Origin of the sequence: Cellulomonas pasadenensis (assembly GCF_047229365.1) — a bacterium.
In the GTDB taxonomy this organism is placed as follows: domain Bacteria; phylum Actinomycetota; class Actinomycetes; order Actinomycetales; family Cellulomonadaceae; genus Cellulomonas.
In genome coordinates this window covers 1-24,441 of the sequence record NZ_JBFTEP010000053.1, presented here as the reverse complement: position 1 = coordinate 24,441, position 24,441 = coordinate 1, and the positions used below count along the sequence as shown (strand labels likewise).

Genomic DNA, 24,441 nt, shown 5'->3' with positions numbered 1-24,441 from the left:
CGCTCGCGCCGTCGCCGGTCGCCGCGGCGGCGCGCGCGCACGGCATCCCCGTGCTGACCCCGCGCACCCTGCGTGACGACGCGGCGCGCGCCGAGATCGCCGCGCTGGACGTCGACGCCGCACCCGTCGTGGCGTACGGCGTGCTCGTGCCGCCGGACCTGCTCGCGGTGCCCCGGCACGGCTGGGTGAACCTGCACTTCTCGGTGCTGCCGGCGTGGCGCGGTGCCGCGCCGGTGCAGCACGCGCTCATGGCGGGCGACGAGGTGACGGGTGCGTCGACGTTCCGGCTCGAGGAGGGGCTCGACACCGGCCCGGTCTTCGGGACGCTCACGGAGGTGGTCCGCCCGCGCGACACGTCCGGCGACCTCCTCGACCGGCTCGCCGTCGCGGGCGCCGAGCTGCTCGTGCGCACGCTCGACGGCATCGAGGACGGCGCGCTGGCGCCCGTGCGGCAGCCCGCGGACGGCGTCAGCCACGCCCCGAAGCTCGGCCCCGAGGACGCGCGGGTCCGCTGGTGGCACCCCGCGCACGTGGTCGACCGGCGCGTCCGCGGGTGCACGCCCGCGCCCGGCGCCTGGACCACGCTGCCCGACGGGGCCCGCCTCGGCCTCGGGCCGGTCGTGCCGGTGCCCGACGTCACCGACCTGGCGCCCGGCGAGCTGCGGGCGACGAAGCAGGAGGTCCTCGTGGGCACGGGGGCCGGCGCGGTGCGGCTCGGCGAGGTCGTCCCGACCGGCCGGCGGCCGATGGCTGCGGCCGACTGGGCGCGCGGCGCCCGGCCCGCGCCCGGCACGGTCCTCGGGGGCGACGGGCGCGTGCCGTCGGGCGCGAGCGCCGACGCCGTGGCGGGGGAGGCGTCGTGAGCGCCGACGGACGCGGCCGCCGCACGGGCGGCGAGCGCGGCGAGCGCGGCGAGCGTGCGCCGGTGCGCCCCGGACGCCAGGTGCGCGCGCAACGGGTCGAGCGCCGCGGTGCGGGCGGTGCGCCGGTCGTCGTCCACGCGCGTGCGGACCGGCCCGACGACGAGCTCGTCGGGCTCCCGCGCGAGGTCGCGCAGGAGGGCGTGGCGCTCGACCGCCGGGTCGCGCACGTCCCCGAGCAGGCGACCCAGCGCCCGCAGGTCGTCCCGCAGGGGCTCGACGCGCTCGCGGTCCAGGACGGGCCGGAACACCCCGAGGGCGGTGCGCAGGCGCCGGGTCGCGACGCGCGCGTCGTGCACGGCGTCGTCGTCGCCCTGCTCGAGCCCGGGCCCGGCGGCGACGAGCGCCGCGACGGCGGCGGCCACGTAGGCGCGCACGTGCTCGCGGGCGGTGCCGTCGCGCGGTGCGGCGGAGGCGTGCGGCAGCGGCGTCGACGGCGCGTCCGGCGTGCCGCTCATGCCGCGCCCGCCTCGTCGCCGTCGGCGCCGTGGCCCGTCGCGACGCGCTCGTCGTCGCGCACGGGGCCCGGCGGCGTGCCGTCGCCGAACGGTCGCCCGCCGAGGGCCTCGCGACCGTGCGGGGTGAGCCAGCCGGCGACGAGCGGGCCGCGGGGCACGACGCCCGACGGGTTGATGTCGGTGTGCACCCGGTAGTAGTGCTCCTTGATGTGGACGAAGTCCACGGTGTCGCCGAAGCCCGGCGTCTGGAAGAGGTCCCGCGCGTAGGCCCACAGCACCGGCATCTCGGTCAGCTTCGTGCGGTTGCACTTGAAGTGGCCGTGGTAGACGGCGTCGAAGCGCACGAGGGTCGTGAACAGCCGCACGTCGGCCTCGGTGATCGCGTCCCCGACGAGGTAGCGGCGGTCGGCGAGGCGCTCGGACAGCCAGTCGAGCCCGGCGAACAGGCGGTCGTAGGCGCGCTCGTACGACCGCTGCGAACCCGCGAAACCGCACTTGTACACGCCGTTGTTGACGTCCCGGTAGACGCGTGCGTCGACCGCGTGGATCTCGTCCCGGAGCGCCTCGGGGTACAGGTCCGGCGCGCCGGGGCGGTGGTGCGCCGTCCACTCCGTCTCGAGGTCGAGCGTCATCTGCGCGAAGTCGTTCGTGACGACCTTGCCGGACGGCACGTCGACGATCGCGGGCACCGTGATGCCGCGCGGGTACCCCGGGTCGCGCGCCAGGTAGGCGTCGCGGATCCGCTCGATGCCGAGCACCGGGTCGGCGCCGCCGGGGTCGAGGTCGAACGTCCACGAGCGCTCGTCGTGCGTCGGCCCGCAGACGCCCATCGACAGCGCGTCCTCGAGGCCCAGCAGGCGGCGCACGACCACCGCGCGGCTCGCCCACGGGCACGCGCGCGAGACCACCAGCCGGTAGCGGCCGGCCTCCACCGGCCAGCCGTCGCGGCCGTCCGCGGTGATGCGCGTCGTGATGTACCGGGTGTCGCGGTCGTAGTCCGCGCCGGGCGTCACGTACACCCCGGGCCGGTCGTGCGCGGACGTGCCGGGGGCGTCCGTGGCGGTGCCGTCAGCGGTGCCGCCGGAGGAGGGGGTGCCGGAGGGGGTGGTGCCGGTGGTCTGCGCGTCGTCGTCCACGCGCCCGATGATGCCGCGCGCGGACGCGCGCCGCAGGGGCTGGGTGCCGGGACGGCGGCGGACGCCCGCGACCGTGGCGGGCGTCGCCTGCGTCCGTCGGTGCCGCCGCCTACAGTGGCTCGGCGTCGGCGCACGCCGGCCACGGCCGCGGCCGTGCCACCCGCGGCGACGCGCCGCCCGACACCCGGAGGGGACCGCGTGCAGCCGGCCCGACACCAGCCGACCGATCGAGACACCCGGCGCCGCCCGGTGCCCGTGCGCCGGCGCCGGATGGTGACGCTCGTCGCGGCCGTCGTCGCCCTCGCGGCGTGCACGTCCGGCACCCCCGACGGCTCCGGGCGCACCGACGACGCCTCGCCGTCGCCGTCCGCGACGCCCGTCGCCGCGACCCTGCAGACGTCGCCCCCGCACGCCACGGTGGCCACGGGCTCGGACGCGAGCGCGGCCGTCCAGGTCTCGGCCGCTCTCTTCGCGACCGCGCCGGTCGTCGTGCTCGCGGACGCCGCCGACGTGCCGGGGCAGCTCACCGCCGCCTCCGCGGCGGTCGCGGTCGGGGCCCCGGTGCTGCTCACGGGCGGCGACGCGGACGTCGCCGGCGAGGTCGACCGCCTCGGGGCCACGGCGGCGCTCGTCGTCGGCGGCGCCGACGCGTCGGCGCTGCCGGCGGAGGTCGACGCCGTGCCGCTTCCGGCGGGTGCGGGCACGGACGCCGTCGCGGCGGCGACCGGCCGGACGGCCGGCGACGACACCTCCGTGCCCGCGGGCGGGGAGGCGGCTGCGGTGCGCGCCCTCGCGGCCGACGCGGTCGCCGTGCTGCGCGCCGAGGGCGGTGCCCAGGCGCCGGCCGGGTCCGCGGACGAGCCGGCGGAGGGGGAGGCGTCGGACGCGCCGTCGGACGGCGCGTCCGCCGGCACGACCGCGTCGGACGGGACCGCATCGGACGAGGCCGCGTCGGACGGGACCGCGTCGGACGAGGCCGCGTCGGACGGGACCGCGGCGGAGGCCGCCCGGCTCCCCGCGACCGCCTCGCCCGAGGCCGGGCCCCCGGTGCTCGGGCTCGTCAGCGGGCCGCAGCCGCTCGCCGCGCTGGCGACGCTGCGCGCCGCGGGGGCCGACGTCGTCGACGTGCCCGGCGCCGACCCGCGCGCGACGTCCGCCGCGGTCGAGCAGGTCGCGGGCGCGCAGCCGACCGCCGTCGTCGCCCTCGGTGAGGGGTTCGGCACCTCCGACCGGCTGGCGGCGCGGGTCGCGTCCGCCCGCACGGGCGCGCAGCTGCCCGGTGGCGGCCAGCTCGTGTTCCCGGCGGCCGAGGGGCAGCCGGGCAAGAAGTACGTCGCCCTGTACGGGACGCCCGGCTCCGGCGCGCTCGGCGTGCTCGGCGAGCAGGACGTGCCGGCCACGCTCGCCCGCGCGGAGCAGCACGCCGCGCCGTACCGCGGCCTGACGGCGGACACGGTCGTCCCGGCGGTCGAGATCATCGCGACGATCGCGTCGGCGGGCCCGGGCGACGACGGCAACTACTCCAACGAGCGCCCGGTGGAGGACCTGCGGCCGCTCGTCGAGGCGGCGGGCGCCGCCGGCACGTACGTCGTCCTCGACCTGCAGCCCGGGCGCACGGACTTCGTCACGCAGGCCCAGCGCTACGCCGACCTGCTCGCGCTCCCGCACGTCGGGCTGGCGCTCGACCCGGAGTGGCGGCTGGCCCCCGACCAGGTGCACCTCCGCCAGATCGGGTCGGTCGGCGCCGACGAGGTGAACGCGACGGCCGAGTGGCTCGCGCAGTTCACGCGCGACCGCGGGCTGCCGCAGAAGATGTTCGTGCTGCACCAGTTCCAGCTGCGCATGCTCACCGACCGCGAGCGCATCGACACGTCCCACGACGAGCTGGCCACCGTCATCCACGTCGACGGGCAGGGGAGCCAGCCCGCGAAGGCGGGCACGTGGGCGACCCTGCGCAACGGCGCGCCGCCCGTGCACTGGGGCTGGAAGAACTTCTACGACGAGGACCTGCCGATGCTGGACCCGGTGCAGACGTACCAGGTGCAGCCGGTGCCCGACCTCGTGACGTACCAGTGAGGCACCCGGCGGGCCCGCGTGCCGGCGTGCGGACCGGGCCGCGTCCTGCCTAGCGTGGCGAGCATGACGGTACCCACGCGCACGCTGGTCGACGGGCTCGAGCTGCCGGTCATCGGCTTCGGCACCTACCCGCTCAAGGGCCACGACGGTGCGGAGGCGATCCGCTCCGCGATCGACGTCGGCTACCGGCTCATCGACTCGGCGTACAACTACGAGAACGAGGGCGCGGTCGGCGAGGCCGTGCGCCGCAGCGGCGTGCCGCGCGACGAGCTCGTGCTGTCGTCGAAGCTGCCGGGCCGCTACCACCGGCACGACGACGCGGTGCGCGCCGTGCACGAGTCGCTGTACCGCGCGGGGCTCGACCACTGGGACCTGTACCTGATCCACTGGCCGAACCCGAAGCAGGGCCTCTTCGTCGAGGCGTTCGGCGCACTGCTCGAGCTGCAGCAGGCCGGCCTGGTGCGATCCGTGGGCGTGTCGAACTTCCTGCCCGCGCACCTGCACGCCCTGCTCGACGCGACCGGCCGCGTGCCGAGCGTCAACCAGGTCGAGCTGCACCCGCGGTTCGTGCAGGCCGAGCAGCGCGCGGCCGACGCTGCGCTGGGCGTGGTGACGGAGGCGTGGAGCCCGCTGGGGCGCGGCAGCGACGTGCTGGAGGACCCGACGGTCGTCGAGATCGCCCGCGCGCACGGCGTGGGCCCGGGCGAGGTGATCCTGCGCTGGGTGACGCAGCTCGGCGCCGTCCCGCTGCCCAAGGCCGCTGACCCCGACCGGCAGCGCCGGAACCTCGGCGTCCTGTCCTTCACGCTCACCGACGACGAGGTCGCCGCGATCAGCGCGCTCGACCGCCCGGACGGCCGCCTGCAGGACCAGGACCCGGCGGAGTACGAGGAGTTCTGACCTGCCGGGGCGCCGCGAGACCTGGACCTCGTGCGCGCTCGAGCTGGCACCATCACCGGCGTGCGCGGCGAGCGCCGCCCGAGCCGAGGAGACCCCATGACCGCACCCGTCAGGATCGGCGTCCAGCTGCAGCCGCAGCACGCCGACTACGGCCAGATCCGTGACGCCGTCCTGCGCGCCGAGGACCTCGGCGTCGACGTCATCTTCAACTGGGACCACTTCTTCCCGCTGTACGGCGACCCCGACGGCAAGCACTTCGAGTGCTGGACGATGCTGGGCGCGTGGGCGGAGCAGACGAGCCGCGTCGAGATCGGCGCGCTCGTCACCTGCAACTCCTACCGCAACCCCGACCTGCTGGCGGACATGGCCCGCACGGTCGACCACATCAGCGGCGGGCGCCTGATCCTCGGCATCGGCGCGGGCTGGTTCGAGCGGGACTACGACGAGTACGGCTACGAGTTCGGCACCGCCGGCGCGCGCATCGCCGACCTGGCCGAGGCGATGCCGCGGATCAAGGCCCGCTGGGCGGCCATGAACCCGGCACCGACGCGCGAGATCCCCGTGATGATCGGCGGCGGCGGCGAGCGCAAGACGCTGCGGGTCGTCGCGGAGCACGCGGACGTCTGGCACTCGTTCGGCGACGTGGGGACGCTGCGCCGCAAGAGCGGCATCCTCGACGAGCACGGCGCGGCGGTCGGCCGCGACACGGCGTCGCTCGTCACGCGCTCCATCGGCGTCGACGGGCAGGAGCCGGGCGACACGGCCCAGGAGTGGCTCGACGCGGGCGTGCGGCTGCTCACGCTGAGCACGAGCGGGCCCGACTACGACCTGTCGCTCGTCCAGCGCTGGCTGGCCTGGCGCGACGCGCTCTGATTTCGGGGCCGGCCCGGCGGCGTCGGCTCACGGCGCCGGCGGGCCCGCCGTCCCGCTGCGCTCGGCGAGGTGCCGGCGCAGCCCCCGCTCCCCGCTGCGCATCATCGCCGCGTGCGCCAGCACGAAGGCGGGCCGCGCGACGGGACCGACGACGTTCATCCACGTCCGCGTCGTGCGCACGTGCCAGCGGATGTCGACGCGCGTCGTGCCCGGCGTCGGCGCCGTGAGCCGGACGTCGCCGTGGCCACGGAGGTCGCCGTCGACGTCGATGCGGACGCGCTCGGGCGGCGTCTCCGCGCCGACGACGAGGTCGAGCACGAGCGCGTAGCCGACGGGGGAGCGGAAGCGCAGCCGCGCGAAGGAGCCGGTGGTCCCGGTGGCCGGGCGCACCTCGAGCGCCTCGACGCCCCGCCACCACCGCGGCCACGTCATGCGCGGGTCGCCGAGGACGTCCCAGCACTCCTGTCGCGGTGCGGGCACGTGCCACGCCGACGTCAGGTCGTAAGGACGCGCGCGCACCCGGCCGAGCATAGGCTCGGGCGTGATGGACGACCCGCGCAGCGCACCCCCGGCTGACGGGGCAGCCGTCGGCCCGCCGTGGTGGCGCCGCCCCGTGCGGCTGCGCGCGCCCCGCCCGTCGACCGTGGTCCTGGCGCTGCTGGCCGTCGTCGCGTCCCTGGTCGTCGGCGTGACGACCGCGTCGGTGCAGGCGTCGCTCGGGCCCCACGTCACGCGGTACGACGTCACGACCGACGCGACGGTCACCATCGACCTCGGGCCGCTGGGCACCCTGCAGATCGACTCGCCGCTGCCGCTGACGCTCGGTGCGCGCGCGACGGTGCAGGAGATCCCCGCGCAGGTCACCGAGCTGGGCGAGGCCACGACGCTGCAGGCCCTCGGTGACGACCTGACGGCGTACCTGCAGTTCTTCTCGGGCCCGGAGGCGGCCGTGCGGGACGTCGCGGTCGCGATCGCGGCCGACGCCGCGGCCCGGTCGCTCGTCGCGCTGCTCGTGCTCACGGCCGTGTGGTGGGCCGGCCGGCTGCTGCTCGGCGCCGAGCGGCGGGCCCAGCTCGCCGCGGCCCTGCGGCCGCACCGTCGTCCCGCGGTCGCCGCCGCGCTCACGCTGGTCCTCGGCGCGACGCTGCTCACGTCGAGCGTCGCGCCGACCGACCAGCCGCAGCCGCGCGTGGTCGCGTCCGCCGTGTTCGACGGCACGCCGCTCGCGGGCGCGCGCGTCACCGGGCGGCTCGGCGGCGTCATCGACACGTACGGCGGGTACGCGGTCGACGCATGGCGCGCCAACCAGGAGTTCTACGCGACGGCGGACACCGCGCTCGCCTCGGCGTGGGACGAGTGGGCGGAGGCCGACGCGCGGCGCGCGGAGGAGGCGGCCGAGGCCGCCGCCGCGGGCGACGCGGACGGGACCGACGTCGCCACGGACGGCGCACCCGACGCGGAGAGCGGCGACGACGACGGCAGCGGGGCCGACGACGGCAGCGGGGCCGGCGACGGCAACGGCGGCGAGGCGGCCGGTGCGGGCGACGCGGCCGGTGCCGGGGACGCGGCGCCGCAGGGCGGGGCGGACAGCGACGCGCCCGCCGCCGACGACGTCCCGACGCCGGGCGGTGCGACGCCGAGCATCGACGCCACGCGCGGCACCGACGAGGAGGAGCCGGTGGAGCCGGTCACGCTCCTCGTCATCTCCGACCTGCACTGCAACGTCGGCATGGCGCCCCTCGTCGGCACGCTCGCCGGGCTCGCCGGCGTGGACGCGGTGCTCGACGCGGGCGACACGACGATGAACGGCACGTCGGTCGAGCAGTACTGCGTGACGTCGTTCGCGCGCGCGGTCCCGTCGGGCGTCCCGCTCGTCACGTCCCCCGGCAACCACGACTCGCGCGACACGACGCGCCGGTACGCCCGGGCGGGCGCGACCGTGCTCGACGGGTCGGTCGTCGACGTCGCGGGCGTCCGCGTGCTCGGCGACCGCGACGCCAACGAGACGCGCGTGGGCGGCGGGACGTCGACGGCGGACGACGAGACGCCGGGCGAGCAGGCCCGCCGGCTCGCGGAGACGGCCTGCGACGACGGCGACGTCGACCTGCTGCTCGTGCACACGCCGACCGCCGGCGACGAGGCCCTCGAGGAGGGCTGCGTGCCGGCGCAGGTGTCGGGCCATTACCACCGCCGCGTGGGCCCCGAGCAGGTCGGGCTCGGCATCCGGTACATCAGCTCGAGCACGGCCGGTGCGACGCTCGGCCAGCCGACGGTCGGCCCGCTGCGCGGCGTGGCGGAGCTGACGCTGCTGCGGTTCGACCCGCGGGAGCGGCGCTTCCTCGACCTGCAGGTGGTGCGTGTGGCGCCCGACGCGACGGTGACCGTCGAGGACCGGCAGCCGTGGCCGGACGTCGTCGAGCCGGGCGAGGAGGAGGCGGGCGCCGACGGCACGGCTCCCGACGGCACGGCTCCCGACGGCACGGCTCCCGACGACCCGTCGGCCGGCGACCCCGACGCGGGCGACGCGCCCGCCGGCGGCGACGGCCCCGTCGACGGCGGGTGAACACCTGACCGCAGGTGCGGACGGGGTCTTGCGCATCGGCGACGGAGGTGTTGCCCTGGTGCAGCCGACGGCCGCAGGGGGTGGCCGCCGGCGACCTCGGGGGAGGGAACCGCGTGCGCCGTGCGTCCGTCGTCGTCCTGGCCGTGCCGCTCGCCGCGGTGCTCCTCGCCGCGCTGGGCGCGCCCGCGACGGCAGCCGCCGGCGAGGACGCCCTGCGCGCCGGCGAGTCGCTGACGGCGGGGCAGGCGCTGCTCGCGCCGGGCGGCGCGCACACGCTCGTGGTCCAGCCGGACGGTGCGCTCGGCCTGTACGCGCTCGACGGGACGGTGCGCTGGTCGTCGGGCCGCGGCGTGCCGGGGTCGACGCTGCGCACGACCGAGGCCGGCGACGTCGAGCTGGTCGCACCCGACGGCGGCGTCGTGTGGCGCACGGGCACCGCGGCGGGGGGCGGTGCGCTGCAGGTCCGGGACGACGGCGACCTCGTGGTCGTGGACGCGGCGGGCGCCGTCGCGTGGCAGAGCGGCACCGCGCAGGAACCCGCCAGCCTGTCTGGGCCCGTGCGCCTCGAGGCGGGCGACGTGCTGTCGTCGCCCGACGGCCTGCACAACCTGTTCGTGCTGCCGGACGTGGGCGTGCAGCTCATGGGTCCCGACGGCACGGTCCGCTGGACGCCCGGCGCGGGCGACGGGGACGCGACGGTGCCGGCGGCACCGGCGGTCGCGCTGGAGCTGCGCCCCGACGGGAACCTCGTCGCCGTCGACGAGGACGGCGCGTGGCTGTGGCGCAGCCGGACGGCCGGGCAGGGCGGCACGACGCTCGCGGTGCAGGACGACGGGACGCTCGTGCTGGTCGACCGCGACGGCGTCCCGGTGTGGTCGTCGGGCGAGCCCATCGGCCCCGCGGAGCTCGCACCCGGCGCCGAGCTCGGCGCCGGTGCGTCCCTCGGCTCGCCCTCCGGGCACCTGCGCGTCGAGGTGACGGACGGCGCGCTCGTCGTCGCGCTGGACGGCGAACCGCTGTGGACGTCGGGCACGACGACCGGCGCGACGGCGCGCCTGCAGGAGGACGGCGACCTCGTGCTGCTCGACGCCGCGGGCGCGCCGGTGTGGGGGACCGGCACCGCGGGCCGGCCGGGCGCGCGGCTCGTCCTCGAGGAGGCCGCGGTGGTGCTGCACGGCCCCGTCGGCGAGGTGCTGTGGCAGGTCGCCGCGCCGGCCGCACGCGTGCCGACCGGGGTGCAGCCCGCGGACTGCGACCTCGTCGACGGTCCGGTCGCGCAGGGCGACACGGTCGTCACCCGCAGCGGCATCCGCGTGCACCCGTGCCTCGCGCAGACGGTGGACGCGCTGGTCGAGGCGGCCCGCGCGGACGGCGTCGAGCTGCGCGGCGGCGGCTGGCGCAGCGCTGAGCAGCAGGTCGCGCTGCGTCGGGCGCACTGCGGCCCGACGGACTGGCACGTGTACGAGGCGCCGGCGTCGTCCTGCTCGCCGAGCACCGCGCGGCCCGGCTCGTCGCGGCACGAGCGCGGCCTGGCGATCGACTTCACCGTCGGCGGCCGCACGCTCGGCTCGGCGTCCGCCGGCTACGTGTGGCTCGCGGAGCACGCGGCCGCGTACGGGCTCGAGAACCTGCCCGGGGAGCCGTGGCACTGGAGCGTGGACGGCCACTGAGCGTCGCCGCCGACGTCCCGCCGACCGCCCTACCCTGGTGCCGTGACCTCGGACAGCCCCGCCCCGCTGACGGCCGTCGGCCAGGACTACCTCAAGGTCATCTGGGGCGCCCAGGAGTGGTCGGACGCGCCGGTGACGACCAAGCTGCTGGCCGGCCGCCTCGGCGTGGGGGCGTCCACGGTGTCCGAGACGGTGCGCCGGCTCGCGGACGCCGGGCTGGTGACGCACCGGCCGTACGGCGCGGTCGAGCTGACGGACGTCGGCCGGGCGCACGCGGTCGCGATGGTGCGCCGGCACCGGCTGCTGGAGACGTACCTCGTCGAGAAGCTCGGCTACGCGTGGGACGAGGTCCACGACGAGGCGGAGGTGCTCGAGCACGCCGTGAGCGACCGCTTCGTCGAGCGCGTGGCGGAGCTGCTCGGCCACCCCGACCGCGACCCGCACGGCGACCCGATCCCCGGCCCGGACGGCACGGTGCACCTGCCCGACGCGCGCGTGATGTGGGAGGTCGAGCCGGGCGCGTACGTCGTGGCGCGGATCTCGGACGCCGACCCGGAGCTGCTGCGGTACCTCGACGACGTCGGGCTCGTCCTCGACGCCCGCGTGCGCCTCGACGAGCGCCGCGCCGTGACCGGGGTGGTGAGCGTCGAGATCGACGGTGCGCCGCCCGCCCGCGTGGAACTGGGCGAGGTCGCGGCGAGCGCCATCTGGCTCGCCGCGCCCGTCCCGGCGTAGTCTGGCCGCATCCCCCCGAGCGGCCGACGGCGTCCCTCGATCTCTGCTCGAATCGATTCGAGGTCGCGTGGCCGTCACCACCCCGCCCCCGCCCGCGGTCGGCGCCCCCACGCCGGGCCCGGTGACGCCGCGGCGCGCCCGCACGGCGCTCCTGGCGCTCGCGCTCGGCGGCTTCGGCATCGGCACCACCGAGTTCGCCACGATGGGCCTGCTCCCGGAGATCGCGACGGACCTCGACGTGTCGATCCCCGTCGCGGGCCACGCCATCACGGCGTACGCGCTCGGCGTCGTGCTCGGGGCCCCCACGCTCGCCGCGCTCGGCGCGCGCACCGACCGCCGTCGGCTCCTGCTGGTCCTCATGGCGGCGTTCACGGTCGGCAACGTCCTGGCGGCGTTCGCCCCGACCGCCGAGACTCTCGTCGCGGCGCGGTTCCTCGCGGGACTGCCGCACGGCGCGTTCTTCGGCGTCGGCGCGGTCGTCGGCACCGCCGTCGTCGGTCCCGAGCGCCGTGGCCGCGCGGTGTCGGCCATGATGGCCGGCCTCACGGTCGCCTGCGCGGTCGGCGTGCCGCTGTCGTCGGTGGTCGGCCACGCGGTGGGGTGGCGGTGGGCGTTCGTCGCGGTCGGCGGCATCGGGCTCGCGACGCTCGTCGCGCTGCGCGCCTGGACGCCGTCGCTGCCCGCGGCCGCCGACGCCACGGTGCGCGGCGAGCTCGCCGCGCTGCGCAACGGCCCGCTGTGGGTGGCGTTCGGCGCGGGCGCCATCGGGTTCGGCGGCATGTTCGCCGTCTACTCCTACGTCAAGCCGCTGCTCACCGACGTGAGCGGGCTCGCGGTGACGACCGTGCCGCTCGTGCTCGCGCTGTACGGCGTCGGCATGACGGCCGGCACGCTCCTCGGCGGGCGCCTGGCCGACCGCTCGGTGCTCGGCACCGTCGTCGGCGGCATGGTCGCCACCATCGCGGTGCTCGTCCTGATCGCGCTCGTCGGGCCGTGGCCGGCGGCGGTGGTCCCCGCGCTCGTGCTGCTCGGCGTCACGTCCCAGGTGCTCGGCCTCGCGCTGCAGACGCGGCTGATGGACGTCTCGCCCGCGGCGCCGTCGCTCGGCGCTGCGCTGTGCCACTCCGCCCTCAACCTCGGCAACGCCGCCGGCGCGTTCCTCGGCGGCCTGGTCATCGCCGGCGGCTGGGGCCTGCTCGCGCCCGCGTGGGTCGGTGCCGGGCTCACCGCGCTGGGGCTCGTCGTCGTGCTGGCCGTGGGTCGGACCCCGGCGCCGGCCGCGCCCGCACGGCCGCAGGACGACCCTCGGTCGGCCTCCCCGGCGGGGGTGCACGCGACCGTGTGACGCACCCGCGCGCCGCCCGCGTCGGGTTGTCGGGGCGTCCGTGGGCGGGGGTAAGGTCGTCCCGTGCTGGCGGACAGGTTCCTCCTTCGACGCCGCGGCGAGACCCCCTAGGCCGGTCGCTCGTCGCGGTGTGCGTGGTGCCGGCTGACCCCCACGAACCCCCCCGCGGCGAAGGACCACCATGAGCCAGGCCCCCACCACCACCCCCGACGACGTCCCGTTCCGGTACACGGCCGCGCTCGCCGAGCAGATCGAGCTGCGCTGGCAGGACGAGTGGGAGCGTCGCGGCACGTACTTCACGCCGAACCCCGTCGGGCACCTCACGGACGGTGACGGCCGGCACGCCGACCCGTCCGCGCGCCCGTTCTACGTGATGGACATGTTCCCGTACCCGTCGGGCGCGGGACTGCACGTCGGCCACCCGCTCGGGTACATCGCGACCGACGTCGTCGGCCGGTACCGACGGATGTGCGGTGACAACGTCCTGCACGCGCTGGCGTTCGACGCGTTCGGCCTGCCGGCCGAGCAGTACGCCGTGCAGACGGGGCAGCACCCCCGCACGACCACCGAGGCGAACATCGCGATCATGCAGCGCCAGCTGCGCCGCCTGGGCCTGGCGCACGACCCGCGCCGCTCGTTCGCGACGATCGACCCCGGGTACGTCCGGTGGACGCAGTGGATCTTCCTGCAGGTCTTCGGCGCCTGGTACGACGAGGACGCGGTGCGTCCCGACGGCGGCCGCGGCCGCGCGCGGCCGATCGCCGAGCTGGTCGAGGAGCTGGCGTCCGGCGCGCGGCCCGTGCCGGCGGACGTGCCGGGCGTCCCCGAGGGCGCCGCGTGGGCCGACCTGGACGGGGCGACGCGTCGCCGTGTCGTCGACAGCCGGCGCCTCGCCTACCTGTCCGACACGCCCGTCAACTGGGCGCCGGGCCTGGGCACCGTCCTGGCGAACGAGGAGGTGACCGCGGACGGCCGGTCCGAGCGCGGCAACTTCCCCGTGTTCCAGCGCAACCTGCGCCAGTGGAACATGCGCATCACCGCGTACGCGGACCGCCTGACGGACGACCTCGAGCACATCGACTGGCCCGAGAAGGTCAAGTCGATGCAGCGGCACTGGATCGGCCGCTCGACGGGTGCGCGCGTGCGCTTCGCCGTGCAGGGCGGCGCCGAGGTCGAGGTCTTCACGACCCGGCCCGACACGCTGTTCGGCGCGACGTTCATGGTCGTCTCCCCGGAGCACCCGCTGCTGGACCAGGTGCCGGCGGCGTGGCCCGACGGGACGCACGACGTGTGGACGGGCGGGCACGCGAGCCCCACCGACGCGGTGACGGCGTACCGCGCCGAGGCGGCGGCGAAGACGGCCGTCGAGCGGCAGCAGGACGCCGGCCGCAAGACCGGCGTCTTCACCGGCCACCTCGCCGTCAACCCCGTCAACGGTGCCCTGCTGCCGGTCTTCACGGCCGACTACGTGCTGATGGGGTACGGCACGGGCGCGATCATGGCCGTGCCCGGCGGCGACGAGCGGGACTTCGCGTTCGCCCAGGCGTTCGAGCTGCCCGTGGTGCACACCATCGACGCGCCCGAGGGCACCCCGGAGGGCGCGCGCACCGGCGACGGCCTGGTGATCAACTCCGCGAACGACGAGCTCGACCTGGACGGGCTCACGGTCGCCGAGGCGAAGGAGCGTGTCGTCGCGTGGCTCGCCGCGCGCGGCGCGGGGGAGAAGACGGTCACGTACCGCCTGCGCGACTGGCTGTTCAGCCGGCAGCGCTACTGGGGCGAGCCGTTCCCGATCGTCTACGACGAGGACGACACGCCCATCGCGCTGCCCGAGTCCCTGCTGCCCGTCGAGCTGCCGGACGTCCCGGATTTCTCCCCGCGCACCTACGCGCCCGACGACGCGGACTCGGAGCCCGAGCCGCCGCTGGGCCGCAACGAGGACTGGCTGCACGTCGAGCTGGACCTCGGCGACGGGCCCAGGCGGTACCGCCGCGACGCGAACACCATGCCCAACTGGGCGGGCTCCTGCTGGTACCACCTGCGCTACCTGGACCCGCAGGCCGACGACGCGGTCGTCGACCCGGCGCTGGAGGAGTACTGGCTGGGCCCGGGCCACGGGCACCAGCCCGCCGGGTCGGTCGGCGGCGTCGACCTGTACGTCGGCGGCGTCGAGCACGCGGTGCTGCACCTGCTGTACGCGCGGTTCTGGCACAAGGTGCTGTTCGACCTGGGCCACGTGCGCAGCGCCGAGCCGTTCCACACGCTGTTCAACCAGGGCTACATCCAGGCGTACGCGTACACCGACGACCGCGGCGTGCACGTGCCCGCGGCGGAGGTCGTCGAGGACGCGGCGTCGCCCACGGGCTTCTCCTGGCAGGGCGAGCCGGCGCACCGCGAGTACGGGAAGATCGGCAAGTCGCTGAAGAACGCCGTGTCGCCCGACGAGATGTACGAGGCGTACGGCGCCGACACGCTGCGCGTCTACGAGATGTCCATGGGCCCGCTGGACCTGTCGCGGCCGTGGGAGACGCGGGCCGTCGTCGGTGCGCAGCGGTTCCTGCAGCGGCTGTGGCGCAACGTCGTCGACGAGCGCACGGGCGAGCTCGTCGTGTCGGACGAGGCGCCGTCGACCGCGACGCTGCGCCTGCTGCACCGCACGGTCGCGGACGTGCGGGACGACATGGAGGCGATGCGCATCAACACCGCAATCGCCAAGCTCATCGTCCTGAACAACCACCTGACGACGCTCGAGCGGGCGCCGCGCGCGGCGGTCGAGGCGCTCGTCGTCATGACCGCGCCGGTCGCGCCGCACCTCGCCGACGAGCTCTGGCAGCGGCTCGGCCACGACCGCTCGGTCGTGCACGCGCGCTTCCCCGAGGCCGACCCGGCGTACCTCGTCGAGGAGACCGTCACGTGCGTCCTGCAGGTCGCGGGCAAGGTCCGCGGCCGCGCGGAGGTGTCCCCGACGGCGACCGAGGACGAGCTGCGGGGGATCGCGCTCGCCGACGCCGGCGTGCAGCGCGCGCTCGACGGACGTGACGTGCGGGTCGTCGTGGTCCGCGCGCCGAAGCTCGTCAACGTGGTGCCCGCCTGAGCGCGGCGCCCGCGCCGCACCCGCCCCGGGTCGCGGTCGTCACGGACTCGACGTCGGCCCTGCCGCCCGCCCTCGCGGCGGCGGCGGGGCTGACGGTCGTGCCGCTCGACGTGACGATCGACGGCGCACGGCACGTCGAGGGCGTCGACGTCACCCCGGCCCAGCTGCTGCGTGCGCTCGAGCGCGGTGCCCGCGTGACGACGTCGCAGCCGCCGCCGTCGGCCTTCGCCGCCGCGTACGAGCGGGCCGCCGCGGCGGGGGCGCGGGAGATCGTCTCCGTGCACCTGTCGGGGGAGATGTCCGGCACGGTGCGCTCGGCGCGGACCGCCGCCACCGTGAGCCCCGTCCCGGTGCGCGTCGTGGACTCGGGGACGGTGGCGCTGGGCCTGGGCTTCGCGGCGCTCGCCGCGGCCCGCTGCGCCGGCACCCCCGTGCCGGAGACCGCGCCCGAGGACGCGCGGGCACGGCGCCGCAGGTCCGTGGGCGGCGGGCGAGGCGGGCGACGGCGCGGCCCCGAGCCGGCGTGGACCGACGTCACCCGCGTCGCCGAGGTGGCGGCGACCACGGCCGCGGGCACGCGCACGTGGTTCCTCGTGGAGTCGCTCGAGCACCTGCGGCGCGGCGGACGGCTCAGCGCGCCGGCGGCGGCGCTCGGCACGGTCCTCGGCCTCCGCCCGCTGCTGGCGGTGCAGGACGGCCGCGTCGTCGTGGCGGACAAGGTCCGCACGCGGCGCGCCGCGCGCGAGCGGATCGAGCAGGTGGCGGCCGCGGACGTCACGGGGCGCGGCGCGGTCCGGATCGGCGTGCACCACGCGGGCGACGTCGACGCTGCGCACGACCTGGCCGCGCGGCTGGCCGACGGGGCGCGCGACGCGGTCGAGGTGGTCGTCGCGGACGCGGGCGCCGTGCTCGGCGCGCACGCGGGGCCCGGGCTGCTCGCGGTGGTCGTCGCCGACGCCTGACGGCAGGCCGCGACCGTGCCGACCGGTGCGCGCGGTGCCGGTCGCCGAGCCGACCCCAGCCCGCCGGCGCGCCCGCCCGTCCACGAGGGTGCCCGTCGTCGGGCCGAGCCGGGACGGCCGCCTGCCTAGCGTGCCGTCGTGCCCTCCCGCGACCGCCCCGAGCCCGCCGTGGCGCACCGCCTGGCCGCGCTGGCCGGCGGCGACCGGACGACGCCCCGCGTGGTGGCGACCGCGCCGGCGGGCGCCGGTGACGGCTCCCGTGCCGACGGTGCGTCCCGGACGAGCGCTGGTTCCGAGCTCGGACCGGCTCCGTGGCGGGCGCACCGGTGGCGCGCCACCGGGCCGACGTGGCCGCAGCTCACGCCGACGGGTGCGAGCACGCACGGGCCGGTGACGTCGTCGACGCCCGCGCCGGCCGCCGCGGGATCGCCGACGGCCGTCGAGCCGCCGCCCGACGCGACGCCGACGGTCGAGGCGACGGCACCGGTCGACGTGGCTGCGCCGGTCGACGTGCTCGCGCCGGTCGACGTGGTCGCGCCGGTCGACGTCGTGCCGACGACCCCCGCGGCACCGTCGACCGCGACGGTGGTCGGCCCCGGCTGGACGCCGCGCCCGCCGACCGCGTCCCGGGCGGACCCCGTACCGCCGGAGCCCGGGTGGCCGCAGCCGTCCCGCGCACCGCACGCCACCACCGTCGACGCCCTCGCCGACGCGTCGCGGCGCGTCCGCGGTCCGGCGGGCCCGCCCGGGACGCGCGGCACGGGTGGCGTGCTCGGTGCCGTGCCGCTCGCAGGCGCCGACGTCGCACCGGACGACGACGGCACCGACGCTGCGCCACACCCGCACCCGTATCCGCAGCCGCAGCCGCATCGGGATCCGCATCCGCCCCCGCCGCGGTCCTGGGCGCGGTGGGCCGTCGCCCCCCGCGCCGCGGCCGCCGCCGCCCTGGCCATCGCGCTGCTCGCGGGGGGTGTCGCCCTGCGTGCGACCACCGCGCCCGACGGCGCACCCGTGAAGGTCCCGCGCCCGCGCGTGACGGAGGCGGCGGCCGGTGCGCCGCCGCCGCCGACGTCGGCGCCGACCGGCTCGGCGCGCCCGGCGGTGGTGCACGTCGTCGGCGCGGTCGTGGCGCCCGGGCTCGTAACGCTGCCCGCCGACGCCCGGGTCACCGACGCGGTCGCCGCGGCCGGGGGAGCGGCGCCCGACGCCGACCTGGCCGGCGTGAACCTCGCGCGCACGGTCGTCGACGGCGAGCAGCTGCGGGTGCCGCGCGCGGGCGAGGTCCTCGCGGCTCCCGCGGTGCCGGGGCCCGGTGCGGCGACCGGTGCGGGCGTCGCAGGACCACAGCCCGCGGGCGTCGACCTCAACACCGCCGACCTCGGTGCGCTCGACGCCCTGCCGGGCGTCGGTCCCGTGCTGGCCCAGCGGATCCTCGACCGCCGTGCGGAGGCGCCGTTCACGTCGGTCGACGAGCTCGACGAGGTGAGCGGCATCGGTCCGGCGGTGCTCGAGCGGCTGCGTCCGCACGTGCGGGTGTGAGCGCCGTCCGGCCGCGCGTCGACCTGCGCCTGCTGCCGTCCGCGGCGGTGGCGTGGGGCGCCGCCGCGTGCGTGGTGCTCGTCCCGCTCGACCGGGTCCGCCTCCTCGCCGCGTGCGGCGCGGCCGCCCTCGTGCTGGGCGCCGCCGCGCTCGTGGCGTGCACGGGCCGCGCACGGTCCCGGACGCTGCCCGCCGTGGTGCTGGTCGTGGTCGTCGGGGTCGCCGTCCTCGGGGCGGGAGCGGCGCAGCGCGTGGCCGCCGCGCCGGCCGGCGTCGTCCGGGCGGCGCAGGCGGGCGAGCTCGTCGACGTCGTCGGACGCGTCGCCGCGCCGCCGCGACCGCTCGGCGGCAGGACGGACCCACGGCGGGTCGCGGTCGCCGTCGCGGCGGACGCCGTCCGCTCGGCGCGCACCGGCGCGCTGCTCGCGGCGCGCGTGCACGTCGAGGTGCTCGTGCCGGCCGGGACCCCTGCCGACCCGGCCGAGGCCGGGCGGCCGGCACTCGACGTGGGTGCGCGGCTCGAGGTCCGCGGACGCGCGTCCGTGCGCCCGGCCGGGGAGCGGGCGGCGGTGGCCGTCGCCGTGCGGGGCGGGCCGCGCCTGCTCGACGGCCCGCCCGCGGGGTCGGCGTGGTCCGTGGCCGCGCGCGAGCACGCGCGCGAGCTCGCCGCCGCCCTGCCGGGTGACGCGGGTGCGCTGCTGCCCGGTGTGACGGTCGGCGACACGGGTGGGGTCCCGGTCGACCTGCGCGACGCCATGCGGACGTCCGGGCTCGCGCACCTGACGGCGGTGTCGGGCGCCCACTTCGCGCTGCTCGGCGCGCTGGCGCTGGCCGTGACGGGCGCGGTCGGGGCGCCGCGTGCCGTGCGCGCCGCGGCGGTCGGCCTCGTCGGCACGGCGCTCGTCCTCGTCGTCGGGCCCGAGCCGAGCGTCGTGCGCGCGGCGGTCATGGGCGCGGTCGGCCTCGTCGGGCTGCTGGCCGGGCGGCGGTCCCCGGGCCCGCCGGCGTTGTGCACCGCGGTCCTCCTGCTGCTCGTGCACGACCCCTGGCTCGCGGTGGCACCCGGGTTCGTGCTGTCGGTCGGCGCGACGGCCGGGCTCGTCGTGCTCGGGCCGCCGCTCGTCGCGCGCTGGGCCCCGCGCTGCGGTCACGCGACGGCGGGCGTGCTCGTGGCGCCCGTCGCCGCGCAGCTGGGCTGCCTGCCCGTCGTCCTCGCGCTGTGGCCCAGCCTCGGGCTGTGGTCCGTGCCGGCCAACCTGCTCGCGGCCCCGGTGGTCGCGCCCGCGACCGTCCTCGGCCTGGGCGCCGTCGCGCTGGCCGGCTGGTGGCCCGCGGGCGCCGGTGCGCTGGCGGCGGTGGCGGGCGCCGCCTGCTGGTGGACCGGCGCCGTCGCGCGCGTCTGCGCCGGGCTGCCCGGCGCCGCCGTCGCGTGGCTCCCCGGGCCGGTCGGCGCGGGCTGCGCTCTGCTCGTCGCGGTCGCGGCGGCCGTGCTGCTCGTGGGCCGCCCGCGGCGCGCCTGACGGGTCACGCTGACGGGTCACGCTGTCGGGCCACGCTGCCGGGTCACGCTGTCGGCGGGGTCCGGCACACTGGGTCCGTGCCCGCCCGCCCCGCGTCCCGCTCGTCCGCGCGCCCGTCGTCCGCGCGCTCCTCGTCCTCCGGACGCCCGGCCCGCGGCGGCGGCGCCTCCGCCGGCGTCCCGTGGACGCAGGCCGAGCCTGCGCCGGTCGTGCTGGTGTCCGGCCCGGAGGAGCTGCTCGCGGAGCGCGCGGCGGAGCGCGTCGTCGCCCGGGTCCGGGAGCGGGACCCGGACGTCGAGGTGGTGCGAGTGGACGCGGCCCAGTACGCGGCGGGCGAGCTCGCGGTGCTCACCAGCCCGTCGCTGTTCGCGGAGGGCAAGGTCGTGCTGGTCGAGGGCGTCGAGCGCTCGGGCGACGCCCTGCTCGTCGACGCGGAGGCGTACGTCGCGCGGCCGGTGCCCGACGTGGTCGTCGTGCTGCGGCACGCCGGCGGCATGCGCGGCAAGCGGCTGCTGGACGCGGCGCGCGCCGCCCAGGTCCCCACGGTCTCGTGCGAGGCGGTCAAGTCGGACGCCGACAAGGCGTCGTTCGTGCAGGACGAGCTCGCGCGCGCCGGTCGCCGCGCCGACGCCCGCGCGGTCCGCGCGCTCGTGGACGCCGTCGGCTCGGACCTGCGGGAGCTCGCGGCGGCCTGCGCGCAGCTGGTGGCGGACACGACCGGGCTCATCGGCGAGGAGGTCGTGCAGCGCTACCACGGCGGACGGGTCGAGGCGACGGGCTTCCAGGTCGCCGACGCGGCCGTCGCCGGGGACGCCGGGCGCGCCGTCGCGCTGCTCCGGCACGCCCTCGCGACGGGCCTCGACCCCGTCCCGGTCGTGGCGGCGCTCGCCGCGCGCCTCCGCACGCTCGCCAAGGTGGGCGCCGTGCGCGGTCGTGGTGCGGCCGCGGCGCGCGAGCTGGGCATGGCGCCGTGGCAGGTCGACCGTGCCGCGGCCGACCTGCGCCGGTGGACGCCCGAGGGCCTCGCCACGGCGATCTCGGCCGTCGCCCAGGCCGACGCCGAGGTCAAGGGTGAGGGACGCGACCCGCGGTTCGCGGTCGAGCGGGCGGTGCTGCGTGTGGCGGGGTCGGTCGACCGCTGACGGTGCGGCCGCGCTCGCCGGCGCTCAGCGCCCGACGAGCCGCGCGCCCGCGCGGTCGAGCACGCCCGCGCGCTCGATGAGGTTGCCCTGGAACAGCGTCAGCCCCAGGTCGCGCGCGTGCCGCAGCGTCTCCGGCGCCTCGACGTACTCGGCGATGAGCATGGCGCCGAACGACCGCGCGACGCCGACCACCGGGTGGCCCTCGACGTCGAGGTCGCGCACGTCGATCTTGACGAAGTCGGCGTGCGGGAGCAGCCGGCGCTGGTCGGCCCGGTCGACGAACGACGGCAGCGCCACGCGGAAGCCGCGCTCCCGCAGCCGCCGGATCCCGGCGAGGACCTGCGCGTCCACCTCCGTGGTGGCGCTCACCTCGAGGACGAGGCGGTCGGGACGCGCGGGCACCTCCAGCTCGCCCACGAGGTGCGCGCGCGGGCACCGGACGAAGAGCAGGCGACCGTGGGCGACGCTCTCGAGCTCGGCGCGGCCGAACGTCGCGCGCAGCACGTGCTCCGTGGCGCGCTCGTGGTCGCGCGGGCCCCACCCGCGCGCGACGTCGGCGTGGTGGCCGGGGGCGCGGTAGCTGAACTGGTACCCGAAGGGCCGCCCGTGCATCGAGTAGATGCCCTGACGCGCGACGAGCACCGGCTGCTGCGCGACGTGCTGCTCCCACGCGCGCCGCAGCTCGTGCGGGATCGCCGCGTCGACGGCAGCGCCCAGCCGCGCCAGCGTCGACTCGCGCCCCTCGGAAGTCATGGCGACCATGACACCACATGTCGCCCCCTGTGAACGCGTGGCGAGGGGGTGGAATCCTCGCGTGACCCGTCCGGGCGCACCCGAGGTTCCCGCCGTGCCGCCCGGTGTGTCACCCTTGCCGCGGCGTCCCCGGCCTGGCGAGGACGTCGTCTGTCCCGCCCAGGCGCCGAGCCCTGACAGGAGTACGACATGAAGTCCGTCGCCGCTGCCCTCGCCGCCCTCGTCCTCACCGGTTCCCTGGCGGCCGGCCTCCCCGCCGTGACGGCCGCGTCGGTGTCGCTCAACGGCGGTGCCGCCGGTTGCTGCAAGGACGCGGTCTGACCCGGTGACCCGCCGGTGGGGCGCCCGTGACGCAGTCGCGGCGCGTCCCACCGCGCACGCTCACCGCCGCGGGTGACGACGCCCGCCGGGCCCGGACGCGACTCGCCGCTGTGAAGGTCTGGCGCACACGGGCGTCATACGTAGAATGACTTCTCATGACGACCATCGGTGACCGTGTGCGCGAAGCGCGCCTGACGGCAGGGCTCTCGCAGACCGCCCTCGCCGGCAACGCGTTCTCACCCAGCTACATCTCCCTCATCGAGGCCGGGCACCGGGAGCCGACCGACGCCGCGCTGACCGTGCTGGCGGAGCGGCTCGGCACGACGCTCGAGTTCCTCAAGCACGGGGACGACGGACCCAACGAGGCCCGCACCCGCCTGGAGCTCGACTACGCCCGCCTCGACCTCGCCAGCGGCGACGCGTCCGGTGCCGTGCACCGCATCGCCGGGCTCGACCTGTCGGTGATCACGCCGGCGCTGCGCTCCGAGGTCCTCACCACCCTGGCGCGCGCCCACGAGATGACGGGCGAGCTCGAGGCCGCCATCACGATCCTCGAGCCGCTGCTCGCGGAGACGCAGGGGCGCAACGACCAGCTGCGCGCCGCCGTCCTGACCACGGCGCTCGTGGGCTGCTACCTCGAGGCGGGCGACCTGCACCGCGCCGTCGAGGTGGGGGAGCGCACCCTCGCCGACCTCGACACGGCCGACCTCGTCGGCACGGACGAGCACCTGCGCCTCGCGTCCACCGTGCTGTGGGCGTACGTCGAGCGCGGCGACCTGCTCTACGCGACGCACCGCGCGTCGGAGCTGGTCCGCCTGGCGGAGTCGCTCGGCACGCCGCGCGGCCGTGGCTCCGTCTACTGGAACGCGGCGCTCGTCGCGGAGCAGCGCCGCGACTACGAGCTCGCGCAGCGGTACACGGAGCGTGCGCTCGCGCTGCTCTCCGAGGGCGAGCCCGACCGTGACCTGCCGCGCCTGCGCGTCAACTACGCGTGGCTGCTGCTGCGGTCCGACCCCGCCGACCCGCGGGGGGCGCTCGAGCAGATCGACCTCGCGCAGCCGGGCCTCGCGGCCGCGGGCTCGACGGTCGACGTCGCGCGGCTGCAGGTCGAGCGCTCGCGCGCGCACCTGCTGCTCGGCGACGTGCCGGCGGCCGAGGTCGACGCCCGCGCCGCGCTGACCGCGCTCGGGGAGGCCCCGCGGCTCGAGGCGGCGACCGCGCACCTGGCGCTGGGCGACGTCCTCGCGGCGCGCGGCGACCAGGACGGTGCCGCGGCGGCCTACCGCTGGGGTGCGGACATGCTCGGGATGATGGCCGCGACGCGGCACTCGGCCGGGGTGTGGCGCGAGCTGGGTGACCGCTACCTGCGGCGCGGCGACGTCGACGAGGCCGCCAAGGCCTACGACCGTGCGCTGCGGGAGGCGGGCTTCCAGCCGTCCGTGCCGACCGGCACGCCGCACCAGACCTGGTCGCTCGGCTGACCGGTGGGCGGCGGGGGCGACGCTCCCGCCGCCCGGCCGCACGCCGGTGCGGACACGGACGAGGGCGTCACCCCGCAGGGGGGGTGACGCCCTCATTCGGTGGAGCGGTCCTGCGGCCGTGGCCGTCAGGGGCGGTCGTCAGAGACCGTTGACGGCCTTCGCCAGCGCCGACTTGCGGTTGGCGGCCTGGTTGGCGTGGATGACGCCCTTCGACACGGCCTTGTCGAGCTTGCGCGACGCCGTCACGAGGGCCGCGGCAGCCGCGTCCTTGTCGCCGCCGGCGACGGCCTCGCGGACGCGACGCACGTACGTCTTCAGCTCCGACTTGACGGCCTTGTTGCGCAGGCGCGCCTTCTCGTTCGTCGTGATGCGCTTGATCTGGGACTTGATGTTCGCCACGTGTGGACTCTCTGGTGTGGTCGCCGAAGCGATCTGACAGGTCGTAGAGGGCGTGCGCAGCGCCGGGACTGGGGCGTGGGGATACCCGCGGGGAACGGCCTGCGCAGGTGTCCGCCGACCCGGGCGGACACGCAGATCACGATGCTACCAGCCGTGCAGGCGCCCGGCGGCCGCCGCGACGCGGTCGACACGTCACGGTCGAGTGCTGCGCCCTCGCGCCGGACCGCGTCGACGCGCAGCCGCAGGACGCGGTCGAGCCGCACCTCGCTGGGCCGGCGACGCCGGTCCCACCCGCCGGTGCCGACGTCGGTCCACACCCGGCCGTGGCGCGCCTCGTCGGCCGCGTCGCGGTCGTGGTCCTGGCTGCTGAGCATCAGGGCGACGAGCGTCCCGCCGTCGCGGTCGAGCACGAGGACCGGCCGGTCCTTGCCGCGGGACGGGTCGTCCTCGTACGGCACCCACGCCCAGACGACCTCCCCGGGGTCCGGTGCGCCGTCGGCGCGCGGGGCCCAGGTCGGGCGGACCGCCGCCGGGCGCGCGCGGCGGCGCTGCCG

At 77.5% G+C, this 24,441-nt stretch carries 20 protein-coding genes and 1 pseudogene; 15 read left to right on the top strand and 6 right to left on the bottom strand.

Annotation, left to right across the window (positions count from 1 at the left end; translation table 11 throughout):
• On the top strand, window positions 1–863 hold an 863-nt coding region (locus tag AB6N23_RS09540), incomplete at its 5' end, for a methionyl-tRNA formyltransferase (protein WP_412865838.1).
• An 11-nt stretch (window positions 864–874) separates the two neighbouring features.
• Here the strand turns inward: AB6N23_RS09540 and AB6N23_RS09535 are convergent.
• Window positions 875–1,378: pseudogene (locus AB6N23_RS09535) on the bottom strand (CHAD domain-containing protein); the annotation flags it as partial.
• The gene (locus AB6N23_RS09530) at window positions 1,375–2,397 is read right to left on the bottom strand and encodes a glutathione S-transferase family protein (RefSeq protein ID WP_412865842.1); all 1,023 of its coding nucleotides are present in this window, start codon (window positions 2,395–2,397) and stop codon (window positions 1,375–1,377) included. The gene AB6N23_RS09530 and the pseudogene AB6N23_RS09535, both read right to left, overlap by 4 nt.
• Window positions 2,398–2,763: 366 nt before the next feature.
• Between AB6N23_RS09530 and AB6N23_RS09525 the strand changes: the two genes are divergently transcribed.
• The 3 genes from AB6N23_RS09525 (at window position 2,764) to AB6N23_RS09515 (ending at window position 6,363) form a co-directional block, all read left to right on the top strand.
• On the top strand, window positions 2,764–4,590 hold the full coding sequence (locus AB6N23_RS09525; RefSeq protein WP_412865837.1) for a hypothetical protein: 1,827 nt from the start codon (window positions 2,764–2,766) through the stop codon (window positions 4,588–4,590).
• 63 nt (window positions 4,591–4,653) lie between these two features.
• Entirely contained in the window at window positions 4,654–5,490 is an 837-nt protein-coding gene (locus tag AB6N23_RS09520; protein WP_412865836.1) for an aldo/keto reductase, read from the top strand.
• A gap of 96 nt (window positions 5,491–5,586) precedes the next feature.
• Window positions 5,587–6,363 carry an LLM class F420-dependent oxidoreductase gene (locus tag AB6N23_RS09515; RefSeq protein WP_412865835.1) on the top strand — a complete coding sequence of 259 codons (777 nt, stop codon included), beginning with the start codon at window positions 5,587–5,589 and terminating at the stop codon, window positions 6,361–6,363.
• A 27-nt stretch (window positions 6,364–6,390) separates the two neighbouring features.
• On the opposite strand, the gene AB6N23_RS09510 is transcribed toward AB6N23_RS09515, so the two are convergent.
• A complete protein-coding gene (locus tag AB6N23_RS09510) occupies window positions 6,391–6,882 on the bottom strand; it encodes an SRPBCC family protein (RefSeq protein ID WP_412865834.1) in 492 nt (163 codons plus the stop codon).
• A 25-nt stretch (window positions 6,883–6,907) separates the two neighbouring features.
• On the opposite strand from AB6N23_RS09510, the gene AB6N23_RS09505 reads away from it, so the two are divergent.
• From AB6N23_RS09505 to holA, 9 genes are all read left to right on the top strand, one after another.
• The gene (locus AB6N23_RS09505) at window positions 6,908–8,926 is read left to right on the top strand and encodes a metallophosphoesterase family protein (RefSeq protein ID WP_412865833.1); all 2,019 of its coding nucleotides are present in this window, start codon (window positions 6,908–6,910) and stop codon (window positions 8,924–8,926) included.
• A 113-nt stretch (window positions 8,927–9,039) separates the two neighbouring features.
• Entirely contained in the window at window positions 9,040–10,596 is a 1,557-nt protein-coding gene (locus tag AB6N23_RS09500) for a D-alanyl-D-alanine carboxypeptidase family protein (protein ID WP_412865832.1), read from the top strand.
• A 42-nt stretch (window positions 10,597–10,638) separates the two neighbouring features.
• Window positions 10,639–11,331, top strand: coding sequence for a metal-dependent transcriptional regulator (locus AB6N23_RS09495; RefSeq protein WP_378204866.1), 693 nt, complete (start codon window positions 10,639–10,641; stop codon window positions 11,329–11,331).
• Between the two features lie 67 nt (window positions 11,332–11,398).
• On the top strand, window positions 11,399–12,676 hold the full coding sequence (locus tag AB6N23_RS09490; RefSeq protein WP_412865831.1) for an MFS transporter: 1,278 nt from the start codon (window positions 11,399–11,401) through the stop codon (window positions 12,674–12,676).
• A 181-nt stretch (window positions 12,677–12,857) separates the two neighbouring features.
• Window positions 12,858–15,770, top strand: a complete 2,913-nt coding sequence (leuS, locus tag AB6N23_RS09485; RefSeq protein ID WP_412865830.1) for a leucine--tRNA ligase — start codon at window positions 12,858–12,860, stop codon at window positions 15,768–15,770.
• Window positions 15,767–16,732, top strand: a complete 966-nt coding sequence (locus tag AB6N23_RS09480; protein ID WP_412865841.1) for a DegV family protein — start codon at window positions 15,767–15,769, stop codon at window positions 16,730–16,732. The genes leuS and AB6N23_RS09480 overlap by 4 nt, the downstream gene beginning before the upstream one ends.
• A 138-nt stretch (window positions 16,733–16,870) precedes the next feature.
• Window positions 16,871–18,271: a helix-hairpin-helix domain-containing protein gene (locus AB6N23_RS09475; RefSeq protein WP_412865829.1), complete on the top strand. Its 1,401-nt coding sequence runs from the start codon at window positions 16,871–16,873 to the stop codon at window positions 18,269–18,271.
• The gene (locus tag AB6N23_RS09470; protein ID WP_412865828.1) at window positions 18,268–19,791 is read left to right on the top strand and encodes a ComEC/Rec2 family competence protein; all 1,524 of its coding nucleotides are present in this window, start codon (window positions 18,268–18,270) and stop codon (window positions 19,789–19,791) included. The genes AB6N23_RS09475 and AB6N23_RS09470 overlap by 4 nt, the downstream gene beginning before the upstream one ends.
• Window positions 19,792–20,000: 209 nt before the next feature.
• Window positions 20,001–20,933 (top strand): DNA polymerase III subunit delta, encoded by a 933-nt coding sequence (holA, locus tag AB6N23_RS09465; protein WP_412865840.1) that lies wholly within the window; start codon window positions 20,001–20,003, stop codon window positions 20,931–20,933.
• Window positions 20,934–20,957: 24 nt separating this feature from the next.
• Here holA and AB6N23_RS09460 read toward each other — a convergent pair whose 3' ends face one another.
• On the bottom strand, window positions 20,958–21,686 hold the full coding sequence (locus AB6N23_RS09460; protein ID WP_412865827.1) for an EAL domain-containing protein: 729 nt from the start codon (window positions 21,684–21,686) through the stop codon (window positions 20,958–20,960).
• Window positions 21,687–21,875: 189 nt separating this feature from the next.
• On the opposite strand from AB6N23_RS09460, the gene AB6N23_RS09455 reads away from it, so the two are divergent.
• Window positions 21,876–22,007: a hypothetical protein gene (locus AB6N23_RS09455; RefSeq protein ID WP_378204845.1), complete on the top strand. Its 132-nt coding sequence runs from the start codon at window positions 21,876–21,878 to the stop codon at window positions 22,005–22,007.
• Between the two features lie 155 nt (window positions 22,008–22,162).
• Entirely contained in the window at window positions 22,163–23,488 is a 1,326-nt protein-coding gene (locus AB6N23_RS09450) for a helix-turn-helix domain-containing protein (protein WP_412865826.1), read from the top strand.
• A 138-nt stretch (window positions 23,489–23,626) separates the two neighbouring features.
• Here the strand turns inward: AB6N23_RS09450 and rpsT are convergent, their stop codons facing one another.
• Both rpsT and AB6N23_RS09440 read right to left on the bottom strand, forming a co-directional pair.
• The gene (gene rpsT, locus AB6N23_RS09445) at window positions 23,627–23,887 is read right to left on the bottom strand and encodes a 30S ribosomal protein S20 (protein WP_378204838.1); all 261 of its coding nucleotides are present in this window, start codon (window positions 23,885–23,887) and stop codon (window positions 23,627–23,629) included.
• Window positions 23,803–24,345: a hypothetical protein gene (locus AB6N23_RS09440; RefSeq protein WP_412865839.1), complete on the bottom strand. Its 543-nt coding sequence runs from the start codon at window positions 24,343–24,345 to the stop codon at window positions 23,803–23,805. Before AB6N23_RS09440 ends, rpsT begins: the two co-directional genes overlap by 85 nt.
• Between the last annotated feature and the right edge of the window lie 96 nt (window positions 24,346–24,441).